The 24,941-nt window shown below is 68.5% G+C and carries 21 protein-coding genes and 1 pseudogene; 11 read left to right on the top strand and 11 right to left on the bottom strand.

Annotation, left to right across the window (positions count from 1 at the left end):
- The first annotated feature begins 244 nt into the window (after positions 1-244).
- A complete protein-coding gene (locus H7K45_RS06740) occupies positions 245-598 on the top strand; it encodes a response regulator transcription factor (RefSeq protein ID WP_263995001.1) in 354 nt (117 codons plus the stop codon).
- A 7-nt stretch (positions 599-605) separates the two neighbouring features.
- On the opposite strand, the gene H7K45_RS06735 is transcribed toward H7K45_RS06740, so the two are convergent.
- Positions 606-1,259 (bottom strand): response regulator, encoded by a 654-nt coding sequence (locus H7K45_RS06735; protein ID WP_263995000.1) that lies wholly within the window; start codon positions 1,257-1,259, stop codon positions 606-608.
- A gap of 83 nt (positions 1,260-1,342) precedes the next feature.
- Between H7K45_RS06735 and H7K45_RS06730 the strand changes: the two genes are divergently transcribed.
- Complete coding sequence (locus H7K45_RS06730; RefSeq protein ID WP_263994999.1) at positions 1,343-2,260, top strand: alpha/beta fold hydrolase; 918 nt, start codon at positions 1,343-1,345, stop codon at positions 2,258-2,260.
- Here the strand turns inward: H7K45_RS06730 and H7K45_RS06725 are convergent, their stop codons facing one another.
- The 4 genes from H7K45_RS06725 to H7K45_RS06710 form a co-directional block, all read right to left on the bottom strand.
- The gene (locus tag H7K45_RS06725) at positions 2,261-3,490 is read right to left on the bottom strand and encodes an alpha/beta hydrolase family protein (protein ID WP_263994998.1); all 1,230 of its coding nucleotides are present in this window, start codon (positions 3,488-3,490) and stop codon (positions 2,261-2,263) included. It abuts the gene before it with no gap.
- 102 nt (positions 3,491-3,592) lie between these two features.
- The gene (locus tag H7K45_RS06720) at positions 3,593-6,046 is read right to left on the bottom strand and encodes a GcvT family protein (RefSeq protein WP_263995093.1); all 2,454 of its coding nucleotides are present in this window, start codon (positions 6,044-6,046) and stop codon (positions 3,593-3,595) included.
- Positions 6,047-6,060: 14 nt separating this feature from the next.
- Entirely contained in the window at positions 6,061-7,005 is a 945-nt protein-coding gene (locus tag H7K45_RS06715) for a choline kinase family protein (RefSeq protein WP_263994997.1), read from the bottom strand.
- Positions 7,006-7,011: 6 nt separating this feature from the next.
- A complete protein-coding gene (locus tag H7K45_RS06710; RefSeq protein ID WP_263994996.1) occupies positions 7,012-8,307 on the bottom strand; it encodes a competence/damage-inducible protein A in 1,296 nt (431 codons plus the stop codon).
- Positions 8,308-8,429: 122 nt separating this feature from the next.
- Between H7K45_RS06710 and H7K45_RS06705 the strand changes: the two genes are divergently transcribed.
- Both H7K45_RS06705 and H7K45_RS06695 read left to right on the top strand, forming a co-directional pair.
- Complete coding sequence (locus H7K45_RS06705; RefSeq protein ID WP_263995092.1) at positions 8,430-9,122, top strand: DedA family protein; 693 nt, start codon at positions 8,430-8,432, stop codon at positions 9,120-9,122.
- A gap of 253 nt (positions 9,123-9,375) precedes the next feature.
- Positions 9,376-10,263, top strand: a pseudogene (locus tag H7K45_RS06695) (glycosyltransferase 87 family protein); the annotation flags it as partial.
- A 281-nt stretch (positions 10,264-10,544) separates the two neighbouring features.
- Here the strand turns inward: H7K45_RS06695 and H7K45_RS06690 are convergent.
- Together H7K45_RS06690 and H7K45_RS06685 are read right to left on the bottom strand one after the other, a co-directional pair.
- Positions 10,545-13,316, bottom strand: a complete 2,772-nt coding sequence (locus H7K45_RS06690) for a glycoside hydrolase family 2 protein (RefSeq protein ID WP_263994995.1) — start codon at positions 13,314-13,316, stop codon at positions 10,545-10,547.
- 162 nt (positions 13,317-13,478) lie between these two features.
- Positions 13,479-14,222 carry a glucose 1-dehydrogenase gene (locus tag H7K45_RS06685; protein ID WP_263994994.1) on the bottom strand — a complete coding sequence of 248 codons (744 nt, stop codon included), beginning with the start codon at positions 14,220-14,222 and terminating at the stop codon, positions 13,479-13,481.
- Positions 14,223-14,320: 98 nt separating this feature from the next.
- Between H7K45_RS06685 and H7K45_RS06680 the strand changes: the two genes are divergently transcribed.
- On the top strand, positions 14,321-15,397 hold the full coding sequence (locus H7K45_RS06680) for an NAD(P)H-dependent amine dehydrogenase family protein (RefSeq protein WP_263994993.1): 1,077 nt from the start codon (positions 14,321-14,323) through the stop codon (positions 15,395-15,397).
- A 5-nt stretch (positions 15,398-15,402) separates the two neighbouring features.
- On the opposite strand, the gene H7K45_RS06675 is transcribed toward H7K45_RS06680, so the two are convergent.
- On the bottom strand, positions 15,403-15,834 hold the full coding sequence (locus H7K45_RS06675; RefSeq protein ID WP_263994992.1) for an ATP-binding protein: 432 nt from the start codon (positions 15,832-15,834) through the stop codon (positions 15,403-15,405).
- Between the two features lie 55 nt (positions 15,835-15,889).
- The gene (locus H7K45_RS06670; protein WP_308206386.1) at positions 15,890-16,207 is read right to left on the bottom strand and encodes an STAS domain-containing protein; all 318 of its coding nucleotides are present in this window, start codon (positions 16,205-16,207) and stop codon (positions 15,890-15,892) included.
- A 289-nt stretch (positions 16,208-16,496) separates the two neighbouring features.
- On the opposite strand from H7K45_RS06670, the gene H7K45_RS06665 reads away from it, so the two are divergent.
- Positions 16,497-17,279 carry an HAD family hydrolase gene (locus tag H7K45_RS06665; protein ID WP_263994990.1) on the top strand — a complete coding sequence of 261 codons (783 nt, stop codon included), beginning with the start codon at positions 16,497-16,499 and terminating at the stop codon, positions 17,277-17,279.
- Here the strand turns inward: H7K45_RS06665 and H7K45_RS06660 are convergent.
- Entirely contained in the window at positions 17,216-17,848 is a 633-nt protein-coding gene (locus tag H7K45_RS06660; protein WP_263994989.1) for a fatty-acid--CoA ligase, read from the bottom strand. The two genes, H7K45_RS06665 and H7K45_RS06660, sit on opposite strands and share 64 nt — an antisense overlap.
- A 152-nt stretch (positions 17,849-18,000) precedes the next feature.
- Between H7K45_RS06660 and H7K45_RS06655 the strand changes: the two genes are divergently transcribed.
- The 4 genes from H7K45_RS06655 to H7K45_RS06640 all read left to right on the top strand — a co-directional run bounded on the left by H7K45_RS06655 (position 18,001) and on the right by H7K45_RS06640 (position 22,877).
- Positions 18,001-19,134 carry a nitronate monooxygenase gene (locus tag H7K45_RS06655; protein WP_263994988.1) on the top strand — a complete coding sequence of 378 codons (1,134 nt, stop codon included), beginning with the start codon at positions 18,001-18,003 and terminating at the stop codon, positions 19,132-19,134.
- 98 nt (positions 19,135-19,232) lie between these two features.
- Complete coding sequence (locus H7K45_RS06650) at positions 19,233-19,802, top strand: TetR/AcrR family transcriptional regulator (RefSeq protein ID WP_263994987.1); 570 nt, start codon at positions 19,233-19,235, stop codon at positions 19,800-19,802.
- Positions 19,792-22,029, top strand: coding sequence for a molybdopterin-dependent oxidoreductase (locus H7K45_RS06645; RefSeq protein ID WP_263994986.1), 2,238 nt, complete (start codon positions 19,792-19,794; stop codon positions 22,027-22,029). Before H7K45_RS06650 ends, H7K45_RS06645 begins: the two co-directional genes overlap by 11 nt.
- 38 nt (positions 22,030-22,067) lie before the next feature.
- The gene (locus H7K45_RS06640) at positions 22,068-22,877 is read left to right on the top strand and encodes a glycoside hydrolase family 16 protein (protein ID WP_263994985.1); all 810 of its coding nucleotides are present in this window, start codon (positions 22,068-22,070) and stop codon (positions 22,875-22,877) included.
- Positions 22,878-22,890: 13 nt separating this feature from the next.
- Here the strand turns inward: H7K45_RS06640 and H7K45_RS06635 are convergent, their stop codons facing one another.
- Positions 22,891-23,445, bottom strand: coding sequence for a hypothetical protein (locus tag H7K45_RS06635; protein WP_263994984.1), 555 nt, complete (start codon positions 23,443-23,445; stop codon positions 22,891-22,893).
- A 233-nt stretch (positions 23,446-23,678) separates the two neighbouring features.
- Here H7K45_RS06635 and H7K45_RS06630 point away from each other — a divergent pair, with 233 nt between their 5' ends.
- Positions 23,679-24,938, top strand: a complete 1,260-nt coding sequence (locus tag H7K45_RS06630) for a cytochrome P450 (RefSeq protein WP_263994983.1) — start codon at positions 23,679-23,681, stop codon at positions 24,936-24,938.
- Positions 24,939-24,941: the final 3 nt, after the last annotated feature.

Here is a 24,941-nt window from a genome sequence, read left to right as displayed (position 1 = left end):
GCAGGAGCCCAGCCGCCACGACGATTCCCCACCCCAACGGGCGCGCGGTCGGGCGAAGGAACGTGGTCAAGAGCCGACGGCGGACGTCGCCCAACCACGCGTCCTGCTGGTGGTCTGCTGTGGTCGGGCGCTCGGTCATCGCCCCGGATCGTAATGCCTTCACAGGGAACTTTCCGGCTAGCAGCAATGCCTCGGGACTGGCGACCTGAGAAGGTCGTGTCATGCCGTTCTCCAGGGGGTCGCGATGCGCTGTTTGATCGTCGACGACAGTTCCGACTTCCGCGACGCCGCCACCGACATGCTGGAACGCGCCGGCATCGACGTCGTCGGGGTGGCCTGCACGGCCGACGAGGCGGTAGCCCGCTACTCCGACCTACACCCCGACGTCACCCTCGTCGACGTCGAGCTCAACGGCGAGAGCGGATTCGACGTCGTCGAGCGCCTGCACGCCACGGACGGTCCCGCACCCTCGGTCATCCTCATCTCGACACACTCCGAACAGGACTACGCGGAGATGATCGCCGAGAGCTCGGCGCTCGGGTTCCTGGCGAAGTTCGCGTTGTCCCCCACGGCGATCCGGCGCATGGTGGGGCGCTGACGGGCGCTCACAACGAGTCGAGATACATGATCACCGCACGCACCCTGCGGTGCTCCTCGTGAGTCTCCGGCAGATTCAGCTTCGTCAGAATGCTGCGCACGTGCTTCTCGACCGTGCCCTCGGTCACCCAGATGCGTCCGGCGATACCCGAGTTGGACAGTCCCTCGGCCATCAGCGTCAGGACTTCGCGCTCCCGGGTGCTCAGCGCCTCGAGTGGATCGTCGCGGCGGCGGGCGGTGACGAGCTCCTGCACCAGTGCGGGGTCGACGACCGACGCGCCGCCGGCGATGCGGCCCACGGTCTCGACGAAGTCGTCGACGTTGGTGATGCGGCTCTTCAGCAGATACCCCACGGAGTGGCCCCCGGCGAGCAACTCCATCGCGTGCTCGACGTCGACGTGCGCCGACAGGACCAGGATGGCGACCTCAGGCCACCGTTCCCGGATCGACTTGGCGGCGTCGAGGCCCTCGGTGTCGTGCGACGGGGGCATCCGGATGTCGGTCAGCACCAACCCCGGCTGACGGTCGGCGACCATGTCGAGCAACTCCACCGCGTTGCCGGCCTGACCGACGACGTCGAAACCCGACCGGGTCAACAAACTCGCCAAGCCCTCCCGCAGGAGGACGTCGTCGTCGGCGACGACCACACGCACGGCATTCATCGCCGCTGATTGTCGCACCCCGCGTCGGCGCGTGCAGCCAACGCTCGGGATGTTCGGCGAAACCCGCATGCGACACTTCGAGGATGGTTCAGCCCATCGCCCGTCCCCGACTGGAGGGCAACGTCGCCGTCGGCGACGACCGTCAAATCGGCTTCGCCGAGTTCGGCGATCCGCTCGGCCGCGCCGTGTTCTGGCTGCATGGGACCCCCGGCGCCCGCCGCCAGATCCCGGTCGAGGCACGGGTGTACGCCGAACGGCACCGCATTCGGTTGATCGGCGTCGACCGGCCCGGCATCGGCTCGTCGACGCCGCACCAGTACGAGAACGTGCGGGCGTTCGCCGACGACCTTCGGACCATCGCCGACGTGCTGGGCATCGGCCAGATGGCGATCATCGGGCTCTCCGGCGGCGGCCCCTACACGCTGGCGTGTGCGGCGGCGATGCCCGAGCGCGTGGTGGCGGTGGGCGTGCTCGGCGGCGTTGCGCCGACAGTCGGACCCGACCGCATCGGTGGCGGCGCGATGGCGCTGGGCTCGGTGATGGCCCCGCTGATGCCCTTCATCGGACTGCCGCTACGGCTGGCGGCCGTCAGCCTGATCAGATTCGTCAAGCCGTTCGGCGAGCGAGCCGTCGACGCCTACGGGCGCGTGTCGCCCGTAGGTGACCGACGACTGCTCGCCCGGCCAGAGTTCAAGGCCATGTTCCTCGACGATCTGCTCAACGGGAGCCGCAAGCAGATGGCAGCGCCGTTCGCCGATGTCGTCGTCTTCGCTAGGGACTGGGGGATTCGGCTCGAGGAGGTCAAGGTGCCGGTGCGCTGGTGGCATGGCGACGCCGACCACATCATCCCGTTCGCTCATGGAGAGCACGTGGTGGCGCGGTTGCCGGACGCCGAGCTGTACGCGCTGCCCGGTGAGAGTCATCTCGCCGGCCTCGGCTACGCCGAGGAGATCTTGGACCGCCTGACGACGTCGTGGGACGACCTCGACGCGGAGTCGTGACTAGGGCGGCGTGATCGAGCCCTGGGCGCGGCCCAGGATGCGGTCGACCCAGTCGAAGGCGTAGCCCTCGAACAGGGTGCTGCCGAGGCCTTCGCAGTGCCCGCCCGCGCCTTCGGCCTCACTGAAGGTCGTCAGGCGTCGCTCGCACGTGAGCTTGTCGAACAGCAACTCACCCTGCGCCGCGAAGTCACCCTCGCCCTCGGTGAGCAGCGTCGGGCACTTGATGTCGGCGGCGACGTGCTCGAGGGTGAAGGTCAACTGCTTGCGCAGGAAGTCCCCCACCGTGGCCGTTCCCATCGCCGCCATCCGGGCGCCGTACCACTCCACGTTGCGGGGACCGTCGACGGTCTTCTCGAGTCGGGCGTCGAGATCGGCGTCGCGGGCGAGCAGACGGGTCAGGAAGTCGTCGGCGTCGGCGAAGCCGAGACTCGCGGCGAAGGCACCGATGCGGGAGGCGAAGTCGTACTGCCCCGGATCGGCGACCAGCGCGGCCACTCTCGGCTCGAACGCCGCGGCCCGCGGACCGAGGTATCCGCCGAACGAGCGGCCCATCACGATGATCGCGTGCGGGTGCACGCCATCCTGTTGCAATAGCCAGTCGAACGCCTCGGCGAAGGGCACCTCGAAGTCCGGGCGGAAGGGCCGCCGGTGCTCGTAGAGGGTGCCGCCCTGCCCAGGGCCCTCGAAGACGAAGAAGTTGTACCCCCGAGGCAGCGCCATGTATCCGGTGGAGACGTACCCGGACTCGGCGGTCGAGTCCATTCCGCACGGCGCGAGGATGGTCGGCCTCGGGGTGTCGGCGTCGGCCGGGCGGAAGAGATACCCGGTCATCGTCACACCGTCGTACGGGAGGTCGACGGCCGTGACGTGGCAGTCGAGCAGCGGCACCGCCGAGCGGAAGGTCTCGCGGTGCCGGCGCCACGCACGTTGCAGCCGTTCGTCGTCGAGGTCGTGCCTGATGAAGAAGTACGACTGCCGCCAGTACTCCGAGGAGCGCAGGAATGCCTTGCGGGCCGTCACGACGTGGCCGCCGCGCAAGGCCTCCTCGGCCAGATCTTGCGCAACCTGGGCGGTCGCCGACCACTGTGTGAACCAGGAGTCGTAGTCACCGTCGACCACCCGCGCCGCCGTGGTCATGACCTCTCCGAGATCGGCGGCGTTGGCCGAGACGGCGATCATCGTCCGCCCGAGTTGAGCGTCCATCTCCGTGTCGTCGAGCAGTATCTTCACGAGCCGTTCGTTCCCATCTGAGGACGTGCGTTCTTTGACCTGTCTTGCCGGGACCTGGTCAACGGGTACCCATCTTCGGGCCGCCGAGGTGACGATCCCCGCTCATCTGATCCGCGTGTTGGCCGGGTCGTAGAGCGCCTTGAGTGACATCGTCACCGGATATCGGTCGCCGCCGACGTCGACCTGGTAGTCGCCGTCGGCGATCCAGGCGGCGTCGACGTTGGCCCGTTCATCGGACCGCACGTAGGCCAGGCCGACGCACGCGCCGGTCGTCTGTGCCCACGCCGCCGACGTCACCTGCCCGACGACCTCGCCGTTGCGCAGGATGACCTCGCCGCCCCACAGCATCGCCTCGGGAGCATCGACGCGGAAGCCGACGACGCGCCGCCGATGACCGTCGGCCTCGACCGCGGCGACGGCCTTCTCGAGGGCGGTGCGCCCCAGGAAGTCGACGTCGGTGTCCAGCTTGCAGGCGAACAAGAGTCCGGCCTCGACGGGCGTGTCGTTGGGCGTGAGCTCGCGGCCGAAGGCCCGATACCCCTTCTCCAATCTCAGCGATTCGATGGCGTAGTAGCCGCCGCGCATGACCCCGACGTCGGCGCCCGCGGTCATCAGGTCCACGTAGACGCCGACCGCGAACTCGGTGGGCACGTACAACTCCCAGCCGAGCTCGCCAACGTAGGTGATGCGGGTCGCACGAACGGTGGAGTAGCCCAAGCCGATTCGCCGACTGGTGCCGAAGGGAAAGGCGTCGTCGCCAAGGTCGGCGTCGGTCAGCTTGCCCAACAGGTCGCGCGAGCGCGGACCCATCACGCCGAACACCGCCATCGACGACGTGACGTCCACCAGTCGGGCCTGGGTGCCGGCGGGGAGGTTGCGGGTGATGTGGTCCTTGTCCCGCTCGGTCGTCGCGGCGCTGCTGACGATCAGGAATTCGTCGGCGGCGGTGCGGGTGACGGTCACGTCGGCCTCGTAACATCCGCGTTCGTCGAGCATCCCGGTGTACACGCACCGCCCGACGTCGACTGCGACGTCGGCGGTGCACAGCCACTGCAGCGCCGTCTCGGCGTCCGGCCCGGTGAGCAGGTACTTCGAGAACGACGTTTGGTCGAACACCGCGACCGCGGTGCGGCAGGCGACCTGCTCGGCGGCAGAGTACGGCAGCCAGTTCTGCTTGCCCCACGAGTACTCGATGACCGGTTGCACCCCCGCGGGGGCGAAGAAGTTGGCCCGTTCCCAGCCCATCCGGCTGCCGGAGTTGGCGCCCGCGGCGTCGAGGAGGTGGTGCACCGGCGAGCGACGGAAGGGCCGCGCCGACGTCATCTCCCGGTTGGGCCAAGGGATTTCGTAGTGCAACCCGAGAACTTCGGAGACTCGGTCGTGCAACCACCTGGTGTTGCCGTTGAACGGCGCGAAGCGGCGGACGTCGACGCTGGTGAGGTCCGTGGTCGGCGATCCGTTGCAGATCCATTCGGCCAGTGCGCGTCCCGCGCCGCCGGCCGAGGCGATGCCGACGGAGTTGAAACCGGCTGCGACGTAGAAGTTGGCGACCTCGGGGGCCTCACCGAGGATGAACTGGTTGTCGGGGGTGAAGCTCTCAGGACCGTTGTACAACTTCTTCAGACCGGTCTCCTCGAGCACGGGGATGCGCCACAGGGCGCTGTCCATGAGGATCTGAAAGTGATCCCAATCCTCTTCCAGCAGTTGGAATTCGAAGGGGTACGGAATCGCGTCGGGACTGACCCAGGGCTTGGCCTCGGGCTCGAAGCCACCGATGACGAGGCCGCCGACCTCTTCCTTGAAGTAGGTGTAACCGTCGGGGTCGCGCAGGATCGGCATGTCGGGGTGCACGCCGACGATCGGTTCGGTGACGACGTAGAAGTGCTCGGCGGAGTGCAGCGGCACGTTGACCCCCGCCAGCGAGCCGACCTGCTTGGCCCACTGGCCCGCGCAGTTGACGACGATCTCGGCCTCGACGTCACCCCGGTCGGTGCTGACCCCGGTGACCCGACCGTCGACGGTCCTCACGCCGACGACCCTGGTGCGCTCCATGATTCGGGCGCCGCGCATTCGCGCACCCTTGGCCAAGGCTTGGGTGAGGTCCGACGGGTTGGCCTTCCCGTCGGCAGGCAGCCAGATGGCGCCGACCAGATCGTCGATGCGGATCACGGGGTAGCGCTGCAGGGCTTGCAGAGGGGTGAGCAGGTCGCATTCGAGGTCGAATGCCGCCGCGTTGGCGGCCGTGCGCCGCAGCTGAATCATCCGATCCTCGGTGCGCGCCAAGGTCACACCGCCACACTGCTTGTATCCCGCGGTCAGGCCCGTCTCGGCTTCGAGTTCGCGATACAGCTCGGTGGAGTACTGCACCAGCCGCGTGCCGCTCTCCGAGGCCCGCAGTTGCCCAACCAGACCCGCGGCGTGCCAGGTGGTGCCCGAGGACAGCTGGCCCTGTTCCAGGAGGAGCACGTCGGTGACGCCGAGCTTGGTCAGGTGATAGGCCACGCTGGTGCCGATCACGCCGCCGCCGACCACGACGACTCTCGCCCGGTCGGGCATGCTGGTGGCGCTGGTCAACTCGTCACTCCTCGTTCTCGTCCGGTGGCTCCCGCGTCGTCGAGCAGGCGAGTGAAGTCGCGGCCCCTGAACTCCTCCACCGCGTTGTCGTAGCGTTGCATCGCCCACTCCCAGAAGTCGAAGTCCAGTGCGCTGCTTCCGTTTTGGATGCAACCCCACAGCGTCCAACCGTACTGCGAGACGGTGCCCTGCAGCCTGGCCCTTGCCAATTGGTGCCGGGTGGTCCGGCCGAAGTACGCGGTGACGAGCGCCTCGAGCTGGTCGAGGGACAATCCGTTGTCGCGCCAGATGTTGCCCAGCTCGAAGCACGGGTCGTTGTTGCCGGAGTACTCGTAGTCGATCAACCAGATCTTCTCACCGTCGTCGACGAAGTTGGCCGCCAGCAGGTCGTTGTTGCACGGCACCGTGACCAACCCGGGTCGATCCAGCGCCGCCCGGATCGCCGCGAACTGGTCGGCGAGGTCGAGATAGCCGTCCGGCAGCCGGAATCCGTGCTGGTCGACGATGCGAAGGTACGCCTGCTGCCTGGCGAACATGTCGAAGTCGTTGCGAAACCGGGGCCCGCCGTGCAGCGTCCGGCACGCCATGGCAGCCCGGGCGATCACCCCGTCGCGGGCGAAGTCCGCCGCGGTGAGGGTCACGCCGTCGAGATAGCCAATCAGCAGGATCCCGAGATCGGGGCGATAGTCGACGACGGGTGCGCCGACCCCGGCCCGCTCCGCGGCTCGAGAGTTGGCGTATTCGTCGTCGCGGTCGATGGCGAGCAACTCCGAATCGCTGCCCGAGCAGCGCGCCACGTACACCCCATCGGCCGTGGTGATCTTCACGTTGCGGTTGGTGAGCCCGCCGACGAGATCCTCCACCACGCGCTCTCGCCCGGCGAGCACCGGCAGGCGATCGAGACGATCGTTGAGCTCGGAGTCGCTGAGCGAGAAGGTCATCGGCACTCAGGCGGCGTCGCCGGCAGTCAGCAGAATGCTTCGCAACAGGTGCATCGCGACGGTCGTCGACCGTTCGCGGACGTCGGATCGGTCGCCGGGCAGCCGCAAGGTCCTGGTCACGGTCGGACCTTCGGCGAGCCGCACACTGAAGCACACCGTGCCCACCGGCTTCTCGGCGCTGCCACCGCCCGGTCCGGCGATGCCGGTGATCGCGACGGCGGTGTCGGCGCCGAATCGGGCCAGGGCGCCGGCGACCATCGCCTCGGCCACCGGCTCGGAGACCGCGCCGTGAGCAGCCAGCAGGTCGGCGTCCACGCCGAGCAGGTCCATCTTGGCCTGGTTGGAGTAGCTGACCACCCCTCCCGCCACGTAGCTCGACGAGCCGGCCCGGTCGGTGAGCCTGGCGGCAACCATTCCCGCGGTGCACGATTCGGCGGTCGCGATCGTCCGGCCGGCGAGCAATGCGGCGACCTGATCGTCGACCGTGGCGCCGTCGACGGAGAACAGCTGATCACCGTGCCGGTCGCTCAGCAGCGTCACCAAGTCCGAGTACACCGGGGCGGCGTCGGGCTCGTAACGGGTCACGATCTCCAGCTCGCCACGCCGCAGGCACGTGGTGATCTCGAGCCGCTCGAAGTCGCGGATCGAAGCCTCGCCGTCGCGCAGGGTCTCGGCCAGCGCGGACTCCGGCAGCCCGAACATGCGGATCGTCGCCTGGGTGAACTCCGTGCGACCCGCCAGCGCCTCTTGGACGGCGGCGGTAGCAATCGCCTTGTCCCACATGGGCTGAAGCTCCCGCGGCGGCCCGGGCAGGACGACCACCGTCGGCTGCCCGTCCGACCCAGGCACCACCACCCCGGGCGCGGTCCCCACCGGAGGAAGAATCTCCGCCCCCACCGGCACCATGGCCTGCTTGCGGTTGGCCGCCATCACGGCCTCGAAGTCGGCGCCGGCCCACGACTGCGAGCGGCTCATCATGGTCTTCAGGATGTCGGCGATGGTGGCCTCCAGCGCCGCGTCGACCACCAGGTCCCGGCCGCAGAACTTCGCCACCGTGGCCACCGTCATGTCGTCGGCGGTCGGTCCGAGCCCCCCGCTGGTGACGATGAGGTCGACACCCTCACCGGCGAGGAAGCGCAACTGGGCCTCGATGTCGCCAGGCCGGTCACCGCAGATCGTGACGTGAGCCAACTCGACACCCAATTCGAGCAACCGGTCGGCGAGCCAGGGGCCGTTGCGATCCTGGACACGGCCGGTGAGGACTTCGGTTCCGGTGACGACGATTCCCGCGCGTGCGCTCACGAGGTAAGACATTACGACGCTGCGCGGTCAGGCGTCGTTGGCCGGGTGGCAATGTCGGGCCGCTACGGTCGGCACTTGTGACGACGTCGGTGGTCAGCGCCCTGCCCGCCATTCTGGACCCGATGTACTGGCTGGGCCATGACGGCCTGTTCGGCTCGGCAGTGCTGCCAGGGGTCATGCTGATCGTCTTCGTCGAGACCGGCCTGCTGTGTCCGTTCCTGCCCGGTGACACGCTGCTGTTCACCGCAGGCCTACTGGCCGCGCAGGACGACGCACCCGTCGACGTCTGGACGCTGGCGCCCTGCGCCGCGCTCGCCGCCGTGGCCGGCGGACAGGTCGGGTACCTCATCGGGTGGCGGCTTGGGCCGGCGATCTTCGCCAAGGAGGACGCCCGCATCTTCAAGAAGCACTACCTGACGTCGTCGCAGGCGTTCTTCTCGCGCCACGGACGCAAGGCGATCGTCATCGGACACTTCGTCGGCGTGGTGCGGACGTTCATGCCCGTCATCGCCGGAGCGTCGGCGATGCGGTACCGCGTCTTCGTGTTCTACGACGTCGTGGGGGCGGCGCTGTGGGGAGCCGGCCTCACCGTGGTGGGCTTCCAGCTGGGCACCGTGGCCTTCGTCGACGACCACCTCGAGCTGATGGTCGTCGTGATCGCCGGGTTGTCCACGCTGCCGGTGGCGGCGTCGGCGCTGCAGGCCTATCGTGCCCGGCGCCGGGCGGCCGTTAGCGGGCCAGCCAGCCCTTCACCGTGTTCAGATCCCGCGAGTACGTCTCCAAGTTGTCCTCCTGGAACCGTGACCCCCCGCTGATGGCGTCATCACCTCGCCAAATGACGCGCACCCGGGTCTCGCCGCGAAGGTAGATGTCCACGCGGCCGTCGACGCGGCGGTTCCAGCCCGCGGCGGCGGTGGTCTCTGCGAGTTCTGACCGGAGGTCCGTCGTGGTCACCGCCACCTCCTCTTCCGATGAGCTCATGGGGACATCCTCCCGGTTGCGATTCGGTCCCGTGCGGGCACCCCGACTTTCAGGAACCGTCCAGCGGGTCTCGGTAGCTTCGCCAGGATGTCGACCAAGGCGAACGCGTCGATGCGCCGCTACGGACCGGTCGTCCTCCTCGCCGCGTTCATCGCGTACGTCGGGTTGTACGCGCGGTGGCCAAGCGTGGCCACCCAGGTAGACCTGCTGGTCTACCGCTTCGGCGCGCAACGGGTGCTCGCGGGTGCGGACCTGTACTCGATCGGGTTGACCGGCAATCCGCGGACGCTGCTGTTCGACTACACGCCCTTCGCGGCGCTGTGCGCGGTGCCGCTGAGCCTGGTCACGACGGCGACGGCACAGGTCGTCGGGCTGGCGGGCAACCTCGCGCTGATGGTCTTCGTGGTCCGGCGGGCGCTGCTGCGACTCGGGGTGAGCACGGCCGCGGAGCTGTGGGGCCTTGGCGCGCTGCTGATGGGCCTTCTCTGCTGGCTCGAGCCGGTGCGACTGTCGCTGCAACTCGGGCAGGTCAACCTGCTGATCCTCGCGGTCGTGGTCGCCGACCTGCTCGGCCCGGACACGCGCCGGTGGGCGGGTGTCGGCGTGGGGATCGTCGCCGGCATCAAGCTAGTGCCCGCCCTGTTCGTCGTCTTCCTGTTCCTCACCGGTCGACGGCGCGCCGCGGTGACGGCGACGGCGACGTTCGTCGCCACCGTCGTCGTCGGATTCCTGGTCCTCCCCCGCGATTCCACCTACTTCTGGCTGCGTGGCGGTTTCGACGACGTCGCCCGCATCACCAGCGATCCCGTCGCGAACACCAGCCTCAAGGGTCTGTTCATCCGGCTGCACCTCGGCGGCGCACCCGCGGTTGCGGCGACGGTGGCCCTGGGCCTCCTCGGGTTGACGGTGGCCGTCCTGGCGTGGCGACGGGGGCACGCGGTGCTCGCGGTGGCGGTGGTGGGCATGACCTCGGCCGCGGTGTCACCGTTCAGTTGGAGCCACCACTGGGTGTGGCTGGTACCGCTGGTCGTCCACCTCGCCTACGTGACGGGAAGCCGGGCGGCGTTGGTCGCGACGTGGGTGTTCTGCGGAGTGTTCGCCGGTTGGGTGACCTCGGCGCCGGGTGACACCCCGGAGACCGGCCTGTTGTCGCTGCGGCCCGGCGGGCGATGGGACGTCGTCCTTCCGGCGGCCTATGTGGCGGCCTTCGTCGTTGTCCTGGCCGCGACGGCCTGGTGGCTACGCCCCCGGCCGCATCACGAGACCGGCACCACGACCGGGGCGGTGTTGTACCCGGTGACGCGCACCCAGTCCGCAGGCGCCGAACCCGCAGGCAGCGTCGCGCGGACGTCGACGGTCTCACCGGGGAACACCGTCACGTAGTTGTCGTCATAGGTGATGGGGAGTACCTCGTCGCCGTCGCGGGTCGCGGTGACCTCGGCGCGCTCGAAGAAGGCGACCTGCTTGGTGGGGTTGCGCAGCGAGATCATCACGGCGCCAACGGAATCGGGCGCCCGGCGCGCGGTGACCGACAACGGCACCTTGGTCAGATAGTTCAACGGGGTCATGTCGGCCCACGTGTCCTGATGCAGTTCGAAGGCGAAGTCCCCGTCGGGGTCGCCGACGTCGTCGTTGGCTTGGGACTGCCAGTAGACGTTCTCGTCGACGACCTTGCCCGAGGCGTCGAGGACCTCGCACCGCACGAAGAACACCCGGGAGTCCCGCGCCTCCCTGGGCAGGGTCAGCGCACGCGCGGTGTCCCCGGAGCCCACGGTCAGGGTGGGGCTGGTCTGGTCGTCGCGCAGTCTGCCCTGCAGGTCGTAGACGCGGACCCGGACGCGGACGTCCTTGGCCTCGCCGGGCGTCTGGTTGACCAGGGTGACGTTGGCTCGGCTGCGGTCGCCGGTCGCGTAGGAGTCGAACACCGCCGACAGTGGCCGCATCCCCTGCTTGGCGCCGTAGTACGCACCGCCGGGCCGCAGGTAGTAGTCGAACAGGTTGCCGAAGAACGACGGCCAATGGTTGTTGAGCATCCAGTAGATGGTCATCTTGTGCCCGGCCCAGCCCAGGGCGGCGTAGGACTCGAACTGGGCCCGGGTGGACTCGTAGTGCGCGAGCTGCGCCTTGCGCGCGAATTCGTAGGCGCTGCCGGAGGCGCCGTAGCGCCGGTTGACGGCCAGCTGGGTGCTCGTCAGGGCGGTGTTGTCGGGGTTGGAACCGGCGTGGAAGTACCAGAAGTCGTTGATGGGCCACAGTTTGTCGGGCGGGATGAACTCCTGCAGGCTCGCGAACGGCGGAATGTGCTCGTTGTCGCCCTGCTCGGCCGAGGCGCCCCTGGCCGCGCGGTACTTGCCGCTGAACCAGTACGACGGTGGTCGCCACGTGTAGGGCCCGGCCATCTGGATGCCGTCCCACAGTCGCTCGCCACTGGCGTCGGTGACGTAGGACGACACGGTGTCGACGACGGCGTTCTGCCAGTGCAGGTCGGTCAAGATCTGGTGGTAGTCCTCGCGCACCTCGTCCGGCGGCCGCCCGTCACTGGCGTTGGCCCAGACGAAGGCCGAGGCATGCGAGCGCAGCATGGTGATCTGCGATCGCAGGCTGTCGCGGGCGACGCGGTTGTCCTCGTCGTCCCACTGCGGCCACTTCTCCCACTGGTTGCAGCACATCCAGCCGACCATCAGCGGAATGCCGAGCTCGTCGGCCTTCTCGGCGAAGTTCTCGTCCGGGATCTTCGACTCCAGCCGCAACATGTTCAGCCCCAGGTCGCGAACGTAGGACAGGATGGCGTCCTCGCGGTTCGGGTCGTACGCGTACAACAGGTCCGGGGTGTAGGTCGCGCCGCGGACCAGGAAGTCCCGCCCGTTGACCTGCAGGTAGAAGTTGCCGCCGGCGCCCAGTTCCGGGAAGCGGTCGTCGTCGTCACGGAACTGGGTGACGGTGCGGACCCCGAAGCGCTGGTGCGTGTCGTCCACCGCGCTGCCGAACTGACGGAACTCGAGGCGCAGGTCGTACAGATTGGGTGCGCCCATCGTGTACGGCCACCACAGATCCGGATGCTGGACGGTCAGCTGGCTGAAGTCGTCGGGGGTGAACTCCACGTCTCGGCACTCACCGGGGCCCAGGCTGACCGGCTTCTCCACCTCGACGTCGGGCTTGCCCGCGCGGCTGATGGTGGCCCGCAGCACGCCGCGGATGCGGTCGGACGAGAAGTTGCGCAGGGTGGTGAAGATGGACAGCCTGGCGCTGTCGGTATTGGGCAGCGGCAGTTCGGTATTCACCGTCGCCGCGGCGATCGCCACCGCACCGGACATCCGCAGCGTCACCGGTTTCCACACGCCGGCATTGCGGTCGGCGACGAAGGAGTTGCCGTTGGCAGGGTTCTTGTTGGGTCCTCGGTAGCCCAGGAAGTTCCAGTTGATCCAGTCGAACCAGCTGTCGGCGAGTTCGACGCCGTCGACGTCCTGCAGGGACCGCTCCGGGGTTACCTTCACGGCGAGGGTGTTGGGCTGCCCGGGGCGGATCCACGCGGTGACGTCGAGGTCGTGGTCGACATACATGCCGACGATCTCGCGGTCGTCGGCGACCAGTTGGCCGTTGAGCCAGATCTGGGCGCGGTAGTTGATGCCGGGAAAGTCGAGTTGGTAGGTGCGGTGCCCGGCTTCGGCGTCGAAGGTGGTGCGGTACCACCAATCCTGCTTCCACAGGTCCTGAGGAACCTCGTCGAGCAGGTTCTTGCCGTAGTACAGGTTCGGGTAGGTGCCGTCGGCCTGCAGGGCCTGCAGCACGGTCGCGGGCATCTGGCGGACGTCGTGCCACTGGCCCCGACTCGAGGTCGTGCGGTAGTCCGCCGTCGAGATCGACGGGCCGTCGTCGGTGACGTCGCGCGCCGAGGCGAGCTGCCAGCCGGCCGAGAGCGCGACGTCCCTGGCAGGCGGCTCGGGCCTGGCGAAGCGGGGGACGTCGCCGACGCCGAGGACGAGCACGGCGAGCAGGACCACCAAGCCCAAGACGGCAGTGCGGCGCATCGTGGGCGCGATGGGGCTACTCCGTCCTGGCGCGGGGGTGCGTCACGGTGACGTGGCTAGGGCGAGCGCAGCGACGGGACGAACCGGGGTCCCCCATTGTGCATGGCGCCCCACGGCGCGGCAGCGCGCGTCGACGATGTGCAGATCAGACGACCGGTCGGGTCAGAAGAGGTCCTTGTGCGGGACGTCGGTGACCAGTCCACCGTCGACGACGAACTCCGATCCGGTGGCGAAGGACGATTCGTCGCTGGCGAGGAACACCACGAAGGTCGCCACCTCGTCGGACTCACCGGGCCTGCCCAGCGGGGAGGTCACCATGTCGTCGGGGAAGTGCTTGGTCATCGGGGTCCTGATGAACCCCGGGTGCAGGGAGTTGATCCGGATGTTGAACTTGCCCAGTTCGATGGCCGCGGACTTGGCCAGACCGCGCACGGCCCACTTGGTCGCCACGTAGGGGTGCACCATCGGTGCACCGCGTAGGCCCTCGATCGACGACACGTTGATGATGGAGCCGCCGCCGGCCGCCTTCATCGCCTCGACGGAGGCCTGCATGCCGAGGAACGTGCCGGTGAGGTTGACGTCGATGACCTTCTGCCACTTGGCCATGTCGAAGCTGCCGATCTTGCCGAGCGCCACGATGCCTGCGTTGTTGACCAGAACGTTCAGCTTGCCGAACTCGGAGACCGCGGTGGCGACGGCGGCCTCCCACTGGTCGGCCTCGGTGACGTCGAGATGCACGTAACGCGCGGATTCGCCGAGCTCGTCGGCGAGTGCCTTGCCCTCGTCGTCGAGGATGTCGCCGATGATCACCTTGGCGCCTTCGGCTATCAGCATCCGGGCGTGCGCGGCGCCCATCCCCCGGGCCCCGCCGCTGATCAGTGCAACTTTTTCGTCCACGCGTCCCATGACGGGTCAGGCTACCGCATACCCCTTTCGAACTAGAACTTGTTCCAATTCCGTCGCGGCGACCGCATACTGCTGGGCATCCGTTCGAAGGAGGACACATGGCGATTCGCGTCGCAGTCATCGGCACCGGCAACTGCGGCAGCCTCGCGCTGCGCCAGGTGATCACCGATCCGCGCTTCGTGCTGACCGGCGTGTGGGTGTCCTCGTCGGCCAAGGTTGGCAGGGACGCGAGCGAGCTCGCCGGGCTCGACGAGACGACGGGAATTCGGGCCGTCTCCGACCTCGACGCGATCGTGGCCGGCGAGCCGGACTGCGTCGTCTACTGCGCGATGGGCGACGTCCGCCTCAAGGAGGCGATGGCCGAAGTCCGGCTGTTCCTGGCGGCGGGCGTCGACGTGGTGGGGTCGGCACCCGGGGTGTTGCAGTATCCGTGGCAGGTGGTGCCGGACAAGTTCATCGAACGTGTCGAAGAGGCTGCCCAGCAAGGCAATTCGAGTGTCTTCATCACCGGCGTCGACCCGGGCTTCGCCACCGACCTACTGCCGTTGACCCTCGCGAGCACGTGCCAGAGCATCCAGCAGGTCCGCACCATGGAGATCGCCGACTACTCCACCTACGACGGCGTCACCGTGATGTTCGACGTGATGGGCTTCGGCAACCCGATCGGCGAGTTCCCGATGCTGTTCCAGCCCGGTGTGTTGAGCATCGCCTGGGGCACCGCGATCCGTCAGCTCGCCGCGGGCCTGGGCGTCGAGGTGGACGAGATCAGGGATTCGGTCGAGCAGGAACCGGCGCCAGAGGATCTGGAGGTCGCCGCCGGGCGCATCGGCAAGGGCACGGTCGCGGCACTGCGCTTCCAGATCGAGGGCATGGTGGGCGGCAAACCCGTCATCGTGGTCGAGCACGTCACGCGGCTGCGGGCCGACCTCCGCCCGGATTGGGCCCAGCCCGCACACCCCGGCGGTTCCTACCGCGTGGAGATCACCGGAGAACCGTCGTACTTCGCCGACATCGTGCCCACCAGCGAGCACGGCGGTGCGCCGTACGCGGCCATTCTGGCGGCTGCGGCTCGGATCGTGAATTCCATCCCCGACGTCATCGCCGCGCCCCCAGGCATCCGCACGACCTTGGATCTGCCGTTGCCGACGGGCAGGGGCGTCGTCGCCCTGGGGTGACGACCTCAGCGCCGGTGGATTTCCGTCCACACCAGCCGCACCGTGGTGCCCGTGGTGGAGGTCTGGATCGACGCCCGGTCCGACAGGGCCTTCATCAACGCGATGCCCCGGCCCCGGCTGCGGTCCGCGGGATGCGAGGGCGCAGTACGCCATCTGCCTCGGTCGGCGACGGTGACCGACAGCGCGGCTTCGCGAGCGTCGTGGGCGGCGCTGAGGTCCATGGTGCCGGCGTAGGGGGTCGAGAGGTAGGCGTACTCGGCGACGTTGGCCAGCGCCTCGTAGATCGCCAACACCAAGTCGTTGGCCTTGGCGGGATCGAGGTCGAAGGTGGCCTTCAACCACCGAGCGAAGTCGTCGCGGGTCGTGGTGGCCGCGTTCGCTTGCGCAGGAACGCCCACTCGCTCGAAGCGTTCTGCGCTGGTGACTGTCTTGCTCATTGAGTCGATCATCGCAAGGGTCCTGGTACCCAGTCGATCGACCGTCTATGCGCGGTTAGGCCGTGAAGGTGGCGAGCGCCTCGTCCAGGGTGGCGTGCAGCGGCATGATGTCGGCGATGCCGACCAGCTTGAGCGGGCGGCTCGTGGCGGGCCCGTCGGCGACGATCAGGATGGCGACGCCCTCGGGCGCGGCGTCGTGGGCGGCGACCAGCACGCCCATGCCCGCCGACGCCAGGAACTCGACCTCGGTCAAGTCCACGACGAGGCCTGCTGGCGACTTGGCCAGCGCTGCGGTGATGGCGTCCTCGAGCTGCGGCGCCGTGATCATGTCGACGACGCCCGAGGTGGACACGACAGCAACCTGACCGATCAACCGCTCGTTGACTTCGCAGGTCGAGCCGGATGCCGTCGAGCTGCCATCGGTCGATTCCCGTTGTTCGTTCAAAACCCGTCTTCCATGTTCAACCGCGACACTGCAGCGACGCGGCGCCGTGATTCTCGTCCGCTGGGGCTCCGGCTGAACCCGGCGCGAATTCGAAACCGCCGACCTTGAACTTATCCGATCGTTGCTCCATAGTCCCCATCAGCCGGTGGTTCGCCCCGTCGCGCCCGGGTGCCACCCACATCCGGCGGTCACCATCGGCATGTATACCTGGGGTGCAATGAACTCCGATTCGGCCGTCGCGCTGCTGCTCGACGACATCGCCACCGCGCCGCCCACCCGTCGGGTCGGCGCGTTCTTCGACCTGGACGGCACGCTGGTCTCGGGGTTCACGGCGACGGCGCACGCAGGGCATCGCGTCCACGCCCGCCAGGCCAGCCTCGGCGAGGTGCTCGGCGTCTTGGAGGCCTCGGTGCGGTACCGGCTGGGTCGGATGGAGTTCGAGCGACTCGTCGTCCGCGCGGCGGGTTATCTTCGCGGCGATTCGATCGCCGAACTCGACGAGCTGGGCGAGTACCTGTTCCGCCGCCACATCGAGCGTCGAATCTTCACCCAGATGCAGGCCGTGGTTCGCGCCCACCAAGACCGCGGTCACACCGTGGTGTTGAGTTCCTCGGCGTTGGCGATTCACGCCGATCCGGTCGCGCGCTTCCTGGGCATCGACACCGTCATCTGCAACCACTTCGAGGTCGACGACGACGGCCGGTTGACCGGCGGCGTCGTCACGCCGATCGTCTGGGGCCCCAACAAGGCCGCGGCGGTGACGCGGTTCGCCGACGGGTGCGGCGTCGACGTGTCGAGCAGTTACTTCTACGCAGACGGCGACGAGGACGTCGCCCTCATGCGGGTGATCGGTCATCCCCGCCCGGTCAACCCGCGGTCCGGCTTGGCCGCCGAGGCGCTTCGCCAGGGGTGGCCCGTCCTGCGCGTCGGGGACGATCAGCGGCGTCGCGGGTCGACGCGGACCAGGCTGTGGAGGCGTCCGACGAACACCGGCGGGTAGGCGCCGACGCCGGCCTTGGTCAGCCACTCGGCGGCCAGGTCGGAGTAGCGCAACCAGTGGTGCGCGTGCGCCTCGTCGTGGATCTGCAGCAGGAGCATCACCTCGAGCGGATCGTCGAAGGCGCTGAAGGCCGACAGCCTGCGCACACCGGCCGCGCGCAGATCCGCACCGCTGGCCAGGACGTGCTCGCGCAGTCCCGCCAGGTCGTCGACCGGCGTCACCATCGACACCACGACCTCGGGGACGGTCACCGGGTCCGCGGGGTCGACGGTGAGCGCCTCGACCAGCTCACCGGCGAACACCGCGGGGATGTCGTCCACGCCAACGGCGTCGAACCACTCGAAGACGGCCCGCGAGTGCAGGATGTCGAGCAGGGGTTCGCGGGCGTGCACGGCGATCACGACCAAGACGCGCTCGGGGTCGGTGATCGAGGTGTACACGAGGACGTGATGGGCCCCGATCTCGGCGAGCGCGGCCTGTCGTCGGCGCAACAGCGGGCCGACGCGTTCGGGGTGGGTCGCACGGTGGTCGGAGGCCAGCACCAGGGAGTGGTGGAGCCAGTGCGTCACGGCGTGCCTCGCGATCGGAGAACTCCGGCGTTCGAGTGGGCTCATCGTACGGCGGGCCGCCCGGTGGCCGCGGGATTCGCGGCGACGTACTAAACTAGAACACGTTTCAGTTCGTGCCGTGACACTGCCCGCCACCTCGAGGAGCGACTCCCATGCACACTCCCCTTTGCGATCGTCTCGGGATCGAGTTCCCGATCTTCGCGTTCACCCACTGCCGCGACGTCGTCGTCGCGGTCAGCAAGGCCGGCGGCTTCGGCGTGCTCGGCGCGGTGGGTTTCAGCCCCGAACAGCTCGAGGTGGAGCTGAACTGGATCGACGAACACATCGGCGACCACACCTACGGCGTCGACATCGTCATCCCCAACAAGTACGAGGGCATGGACTCCAACTTGTCGGCCGACGAGCTGGCCAAGATGCTGGTCGACATGGTGCCCCAGGAGCACCTCGACTTCGCCAAGAAGATCCTCACCGACCACGGCGTACCGCTGACCGCCGAGGACAACGAGAGCACGCTGCAGCTCCTCGGCTGGACCGAGGCGACCGCGACACCGCAGGTCGAGGTGGCGCTGAGGCACCCGAAGATGACGCTGATCGCCAATGCCCTCGGTACCCCGCCGAAGGACATGATCGACCACATCCACGCCGAGGGCCGCACCGTGGCCGCGCTCTGCGGATCGCCGAGCCAGGCGCGCAAGCACGCCGACGCGGGGGTCGACGTGATCATCGCCCAGGGCGGCGAGGCGGGCGGGCACAGCGGTGAGATCGGCTCGATCGTGCTGTGGCCCCAGGTGGTCAAGGAGGTGGCCCCGGTACCGGTGCTGGCCGCCGGCGGCATCGGCAGCGGCCAGCAGATCGCGGCGGCGTTGGCCCTCGGCGCGCAAGGCGCCTGGACCGGCTCTCAGTGGCTGATGGTGGAGGAGGCCGAGAACACCCCGGTGCAGCAGGCGGCCTACGTCAAGGCGGGCAGCCGCGACACGGTCCGTAGCCGCTCGTTCACGGGCAAGCCCGCCCGCATGCTGAAGAACGACTGGACCGAGGCGTGGGAGAACCCCGAAAACCCCAAGCCGCTGGGAATGCCGTTGCAATTCATGGTGTCCGGGCTGGCGGTGGCTGCCACCAACAAGTACCCCAACGAATCCGTCGACGTCGCGTTCAACCCGGTCGGCCAAGTGGTGGGTCAGTTCTCCAAGGTGGAGAAGACTTCCGCGGTCATCGAGCGCTGGGTGCAGGAATACCTCGAGGCCACCGGCGCGCTGAACGCGCTGAACGAGGCGGCGAGCGTGTAAACCCACGGCGACACTGCGCCCAGGGCTGCGATTCATCGTGAATCGCAGCCCTGAGTGCATTCTCGACACGGGTCGCGCTATGTATGATGCTCTACATAATGGCGAGTCCCCGCGAACGCATGATCATCTCGACGGCCCTGCTGATCCGGGAGCGTGGTGCGCACTCGACCGCCATCTCCGACGTGCTCGAGCACAGCGGCGCGCCCCGCGGATCGGCCTACCACCACTTTCCGGGGGGCCGCACCCAGCTGCTCGGTGAGGCCGTCGACTTCGCGGCCGAGCACGTGGCCACCCAGATGGCCGGCGCCACGACCGGATTCGAATTGCTCGACGGCGTGGTGGGCAGATTCCGCGACGCGCTGCTGGAGTCGGACTTCCGCGCCGGCTGCCCCGTGGCGGCGGTGGCCGTCGAGGCCGACAACGGCCCGGTGCTGGACCGTGCCGGCGCAGCGTTCACGCGATGGCACGACCTGATCGCCGAACGCCTCGTCGCCGACGGCCTCGCCGAGGCTCGCGCCCGCGAACTGACGCTGTTCCTCACCTCCGCCATCGAGGGCGCCGTCGTGGTCGCCCGGGCGACGCGCGACCTCGCGCCACTGGACTCCACGCACCGCCAACTGGCGGCGCTGTTGCACGCCGAGATGGGGAGTACCCGCGATGACCGCTGACTGGCAACCGACCGCCTGCATCCTCTGCGAGTGCAACTGCGGGGTGGTGGTTCAGGTGCAGGACCGCACCCTGGTAAAGATCCGCGGCGACAAGGAGCACCCGGCGTCACGGGGGTACACCTGCAACAAGGCGCTGCGGCTGGACCACTACCAGAACAGCGGCAACCGGCTGACGTCCCCGCTGCGCCGTCGGCCCGACGGCAGCTACGAGGAAATCGACTGGGACACCGCGGTCGACGAGATCGCCGCGGCCTTCGCGGCCGTCCGCGACGAGCACGGTGGTGACAAGGTCTTCTACTACGGTGGCGGCGGGCAGGGCAACCATCTCGGCGGGGCTTACAGCGGCGCGTTCCTCAAGGCGATCGGGTCCCGTTACCGCTCGAATGCGTTGGCGCAGGAGAAGACCGGTGAGCACTGGGTCGACGCGCAGCTCTACGGCGGGCATACCCGTGGCGAGTTCGAGCACGCCGAGGTGTCGGTGTTCGTCGGCAAGAACCCGTGGATGTCGCAGAGCTTTCCGCGAGCCCGGGTGGTGCTCAACGAGATCGCGAAGGACCCCGCCCGCTCGATGATCGTGATCGATCCGGTGGTCACCGACACCGCCAAGCTGGCCGACTTCCATCTGCGCGTGCGACCGGGCACCGACGCCTGGTGCCTGGCGGCGCTGGCCGCTGTACTGGTGCAAGAAGGGCTCTGCGACGAGGCGTTCATCGCCGAACACGTCACCGGGGCCGACGCCGTACGCGAGGTGCTCGCCGACGTTCCGGTCGGCGACTACGCCCGGCGATGTGGCGTGGACGAAGAACTGCTGCGTGCCGCAGCTCGCCGAATCGCCTCTGCGACGAGCGTTTCGGTGTTCGAGGACCTCGGCATCCAACAAGCGCCGAACAGCACGCTGAGCTCCTACCTCAACAAGATGCTGTGGATCCTCACCGGCAACTTCGCCAAACGCGGTGCGCAGCATCTGCATTCGTCGTTCGCACCACTGTTCGCCAGCTCGGGCGTCGGGCGCACGCCCGTCACCGGCGCCCCGATCATCGCCGGCCTGGTGCCCAGCAACGTCGTGCCGCAAGAGATCCTGACCGATCATCCCGACCGCATCCGCGCCATGATCGTCGAGAGCAGCAACCCGGCGCATTCGGTGGCCGATTCCGCGGCGGTGGTCGAGGCGCTGCGCTCGCTGGAGTTGCTCGTCGTCGTCGACGTCGCCATGACCGAGACCGCCCGACTCGCCCATTACGTGCTGCCCGCGTCGAGTCAGTTCGAGAAGCCCGAGGCGACGTTCTTCAATCTGGAGTTCCCGCACAACACCTTTCACCTTCGTCACCCCGTGCTCGAACCGCTGGCGGGCACGTTGGCCGAACCGGAGATCTGGGCGCGGTTGGTCCGCGCCCTCGGCGTGGTCGACGACGCCGAGCTGGATCCGTTGCGTCGGGCGGCCGCCGACGGGTTGGACGCCTACGCTGGGGCGTTCTTGACCGCCGTCGGGGCCAACCCCGGTCTCGGCCGGGTGCTGCCGTACGTCTTGTACGAGACGTTGGGTCCGGTGCTGCCCGACGGATTGGCCGGCGCGGCCGCGCTGTGGGGGTTGGCCCAGAAGGCCGCGATGACCTACCCCGAGGCGGTCCGGCGGGCCGGGCACGCCGACGGCAACGCACTGTTCGAGGCGATCCTGACCGAGCCGTCGGGCGTGACGTTCACGGTGCACGAGTACGCCGACGACTTCGCGTTGATCACCCATCCCGACCGCAGGATCGCCCTGGCGATCCCCGAGCTGCTGGACGACGTGCGCGCGTTGCGGTCGGCACCGGCGGCGCTGACCTCCCCGGAGTTTCCGATGGTGCTCTCGGCCGGAGAACGCCGAGCATTCACCGCCAACGACATCTTGCGTGACCCGCGCTGGCGCACTCGCGACGTCGAGGGTGCGCTGCGGATAAGCCCGCAGGACGCCACCGCGATCGGGCTCGCCGCGGGTGGCCGGGCCAGGGTGACCACGGCGGCGGGTAGCGCGGAGGCGACCGTCGAGATCACCGACACCATGCTGGCCGGCCACGTGTCCCTGCCCAACGGCTACGGCGTCGACTACCGGGAGGCCGACGGGTCCTCGACCACACCAGGCGTCGCTCCCAACGCCCTGACCTCGACCGACTGGCGGGACGCCTACGCGGGCACGCCGTGGCACAAGCACGTGCCGGCACGGGTCGAGGCAGTACCCACCGCGGGCTGACTTGCACCCGGCGCGACGGAGCGACTTACATGGTCGGCATGCCCGAAATGGATCGACGCCGGATGCTGATGACGGGGATCGGCGTGCTCGGCGCCGCGGTCGCCCTACCCGGAGCCACCGCACATGCGGCTCCCCCGGCGGTCAAGTACCTGTTCCGCGACGAATTCGACGGTCCGGCCGGTTCGGCGCCGGACCCCTTCAAGTGGGAGACGGCCACCGAGCGCGAGTCGATGGAGGACCCGACGTTCTGGGAGCTGCCGGGCAATGTCGGGCAGTACCGGGACGACCGCCGCAACGTGTACCTCGACGGCAAGTCCAACCTCGTCTTCCACGCGGCCAAGGACGGCAACACGTTCTACAGCGGCAAGTTGTTCGGCAAGTACCGCGGTCCGATCGGCACCACCTGGGAGGCGCGGATCAAGCTGAACTGCCTCACCCCCGGTGCGTGGCCGGCCTGGTATCTGGCCAACAACAACCCCGTCAACGGCGGCGAGGTCGACATCATGGAGTGGTACGGCAACGGGAGCTGGGCGCCCGGAACCACCGTGCACGCCAAGCTCAACGGTGGCGAGCACTCGAGCCAGACCATCGCGGTCGACAGCGCATGGCACACCTGGCGCACCCAGTGGGACGCCAACGGCATCCGCTTCTGGAAGGACTACGTCGACGGCGCGCAGCCGTACTTCGACGTGCCCGCCAGCGCGCTGCCGGACTGGCCGTTCAACACTCCTGGCTACACGCTGTTCCCGATCGTGAACCTGGCCGTCGCCGGGTCCGGTGGCGGGGACCCGTCGGGCGGCACCTACCCCGCGGACATGCTCGTCGACTACGTCCGGGTGTGGCAGTAAGACCCGGACGCGGCTACGGCGTCGGCGGGGCTGGGTCCGCGGCGGGTGCGGGCGGCGGCGGGGCGGGGGCCGGGTCACCCGGTGTGATCGGAACGTTCGGGCCTGGCGCCTGAGCGGGGATCGGCGTGTTCATCCCCCGCTGGGCGAGGCCCATGATGAGCGCCTCCTTGCCGCTGATCTCGTGATTCTGGACGGCCTGCCACAGGTCCTTGAGGTAGCTGACGTTCGGCGAATCCTGCCCCTGGGGATCGAGCGTCGAGCCCGGCGGCAGCGCGTCGGGGCTGGCGAGGTGCGGTATGCCGTTCGGCGGCGCGGCCACCGGCGCGGCGGCGGGGTCACCAGGCGCGGCGGCCGGTAGGGCGGCGGGATCCGCGGGAGCCGCGGCTTGCACGATCGCGTCCGGTCCGGGTGCGGGTCCCGGTGCGGGTGGAAGCACCACTGCCGGAGCGGGCGGCGGCGGCGTACCGGGATTCACCGGATCCGCCGCGGCGGGCCACGCCGTGGCCATCACCGCGAGGAACAATCCCGAGACGGCGCTCGCCGCGACGGCGTTCTTCGATGCCTGCATGTGCATGACCCCTTCCCCTGTGGCCTCAGGGACTGATGTTGCCAATGGGTGCATCCACAATCGACCCCTTCGCGTTACAGGGCAATCCCTGAGCGATTGATTAACGAAGGTCTAATGATCAGCGGTAACACGTTCTAGTCGCGACTTTCGACAAGCCGCCGCGACGCCCCTCATCTGTGGTGTAGCAATGCCTCATACCGCTAGACCGCGTCATCGTGAGGAGCCTCCACACCATGCCGAACGCTAAGACGAACCCACATCTGCCTCCGGGATTCGACTTCACCGACCCCGACGTCTACGCCGAACGCCTCCCCGTCGACGAACTCGCGGAGATGCGCCGGGTCGCCCCGATCTGGTGGAACGCTCAACCCGACGACGTCGGCGGGTTCGGCGACGGCGGCTTCTGGGTCGTCTCCAAGCTCGCGGACGTCAAGGAAGTGTCGCGGCGCAGTGACGTCTTCTCGAGCCTGGAGAAGACGGCCCTGCCCCGGTACGCCGACGGCACCGTGGGCGCGCAAATCGAGACCGGCCGCTTCGTCCTGCTCAACATGGACGCCCCGCACCACACCCACCTTCGCAAGATCGTTTCGCGCGCCTTCACGCCGCGGGCCGTCGAGCGCTTGCGCGGGGAGCTCGCCGAGCGCGCGCGGGACATCGCGGCCAAAGCGCTGAGCGAAGGCACCGGCGACTTCGTCGAGCAGGTGTCGTGCGAGCTGCCGCTGCAGGCGATCGCCGGGCTGATGGGCGTGCCACAGGAAGACCGGATGAAGCTGTTCCACTGGTCGAATCAGATGGTCGGTGACATGGATCCGGAGTTCGCAGGCAACGACGCGATCAGCGCGTCGGTCGAATTGATCACCTACGGCATGCAACTCGCGGCCGAGCGGGCCGACCAGCCGGGTGAAGACCTGGTCACCAAACTGGTCCAGGCCGACGTCGAGGGACACAAGCTCTCCGACGACGAACTGGGCTTCTTCGTCATCCTGCTGGCCGTCGCGGGCAACGAGACCACCCGCAACTCGATCACCCAGGGCATGATGGCCTTCACCGAGTTCCCCGACCAGTGGGAGCTGTTCAAGCGGGAACGTCCGGCGACCACCGCCGACGAGATCGTCCGGTGGGCCACCCCGGTGACGTCGTTCCAACGCACCGCGCTGCAGGACACCGTGCTCGCCGGCGTGCCCATCAAGAAGGGGCAGCGGGTCGTGATGATGTACCGCTCGGCCAACTTCGACGAGGACGTCTTCGACGACCCGTTCACCTTCGACATCCTCCGTGACCCCAACCCCCACGTCGGCTTCGGCGGCACCGGGGCGCACTACTGCATCGGGACGAACCTGGCCAGGATGACCATCGACCTGATGTTCAACGCCATTGCCGACGCGATGCCGGACATTACGCCGCTGTCCCCACCGGAGCGGTTGCGGTCGGGATGGCTCAACGGGATCAAGCACTGGCAGGTCGACTACACGGGGTCCGCCGCAGCACGCTGAGGA

Origin of the sequence: Mycobacterium yunnanensis, from assembly GCF_025823185.1 — a bacterium.
Taxonomy (GTDB): Bacteria; Actinomycetota; Actinomycetes; order Mycobacteriales; family Mycobacteriaceae; genus Mycobacterium; species Mycobacterium yunnanensis.
This window is presented reverse-complemented; position numbering and strand designations above follow the sequence as displayed.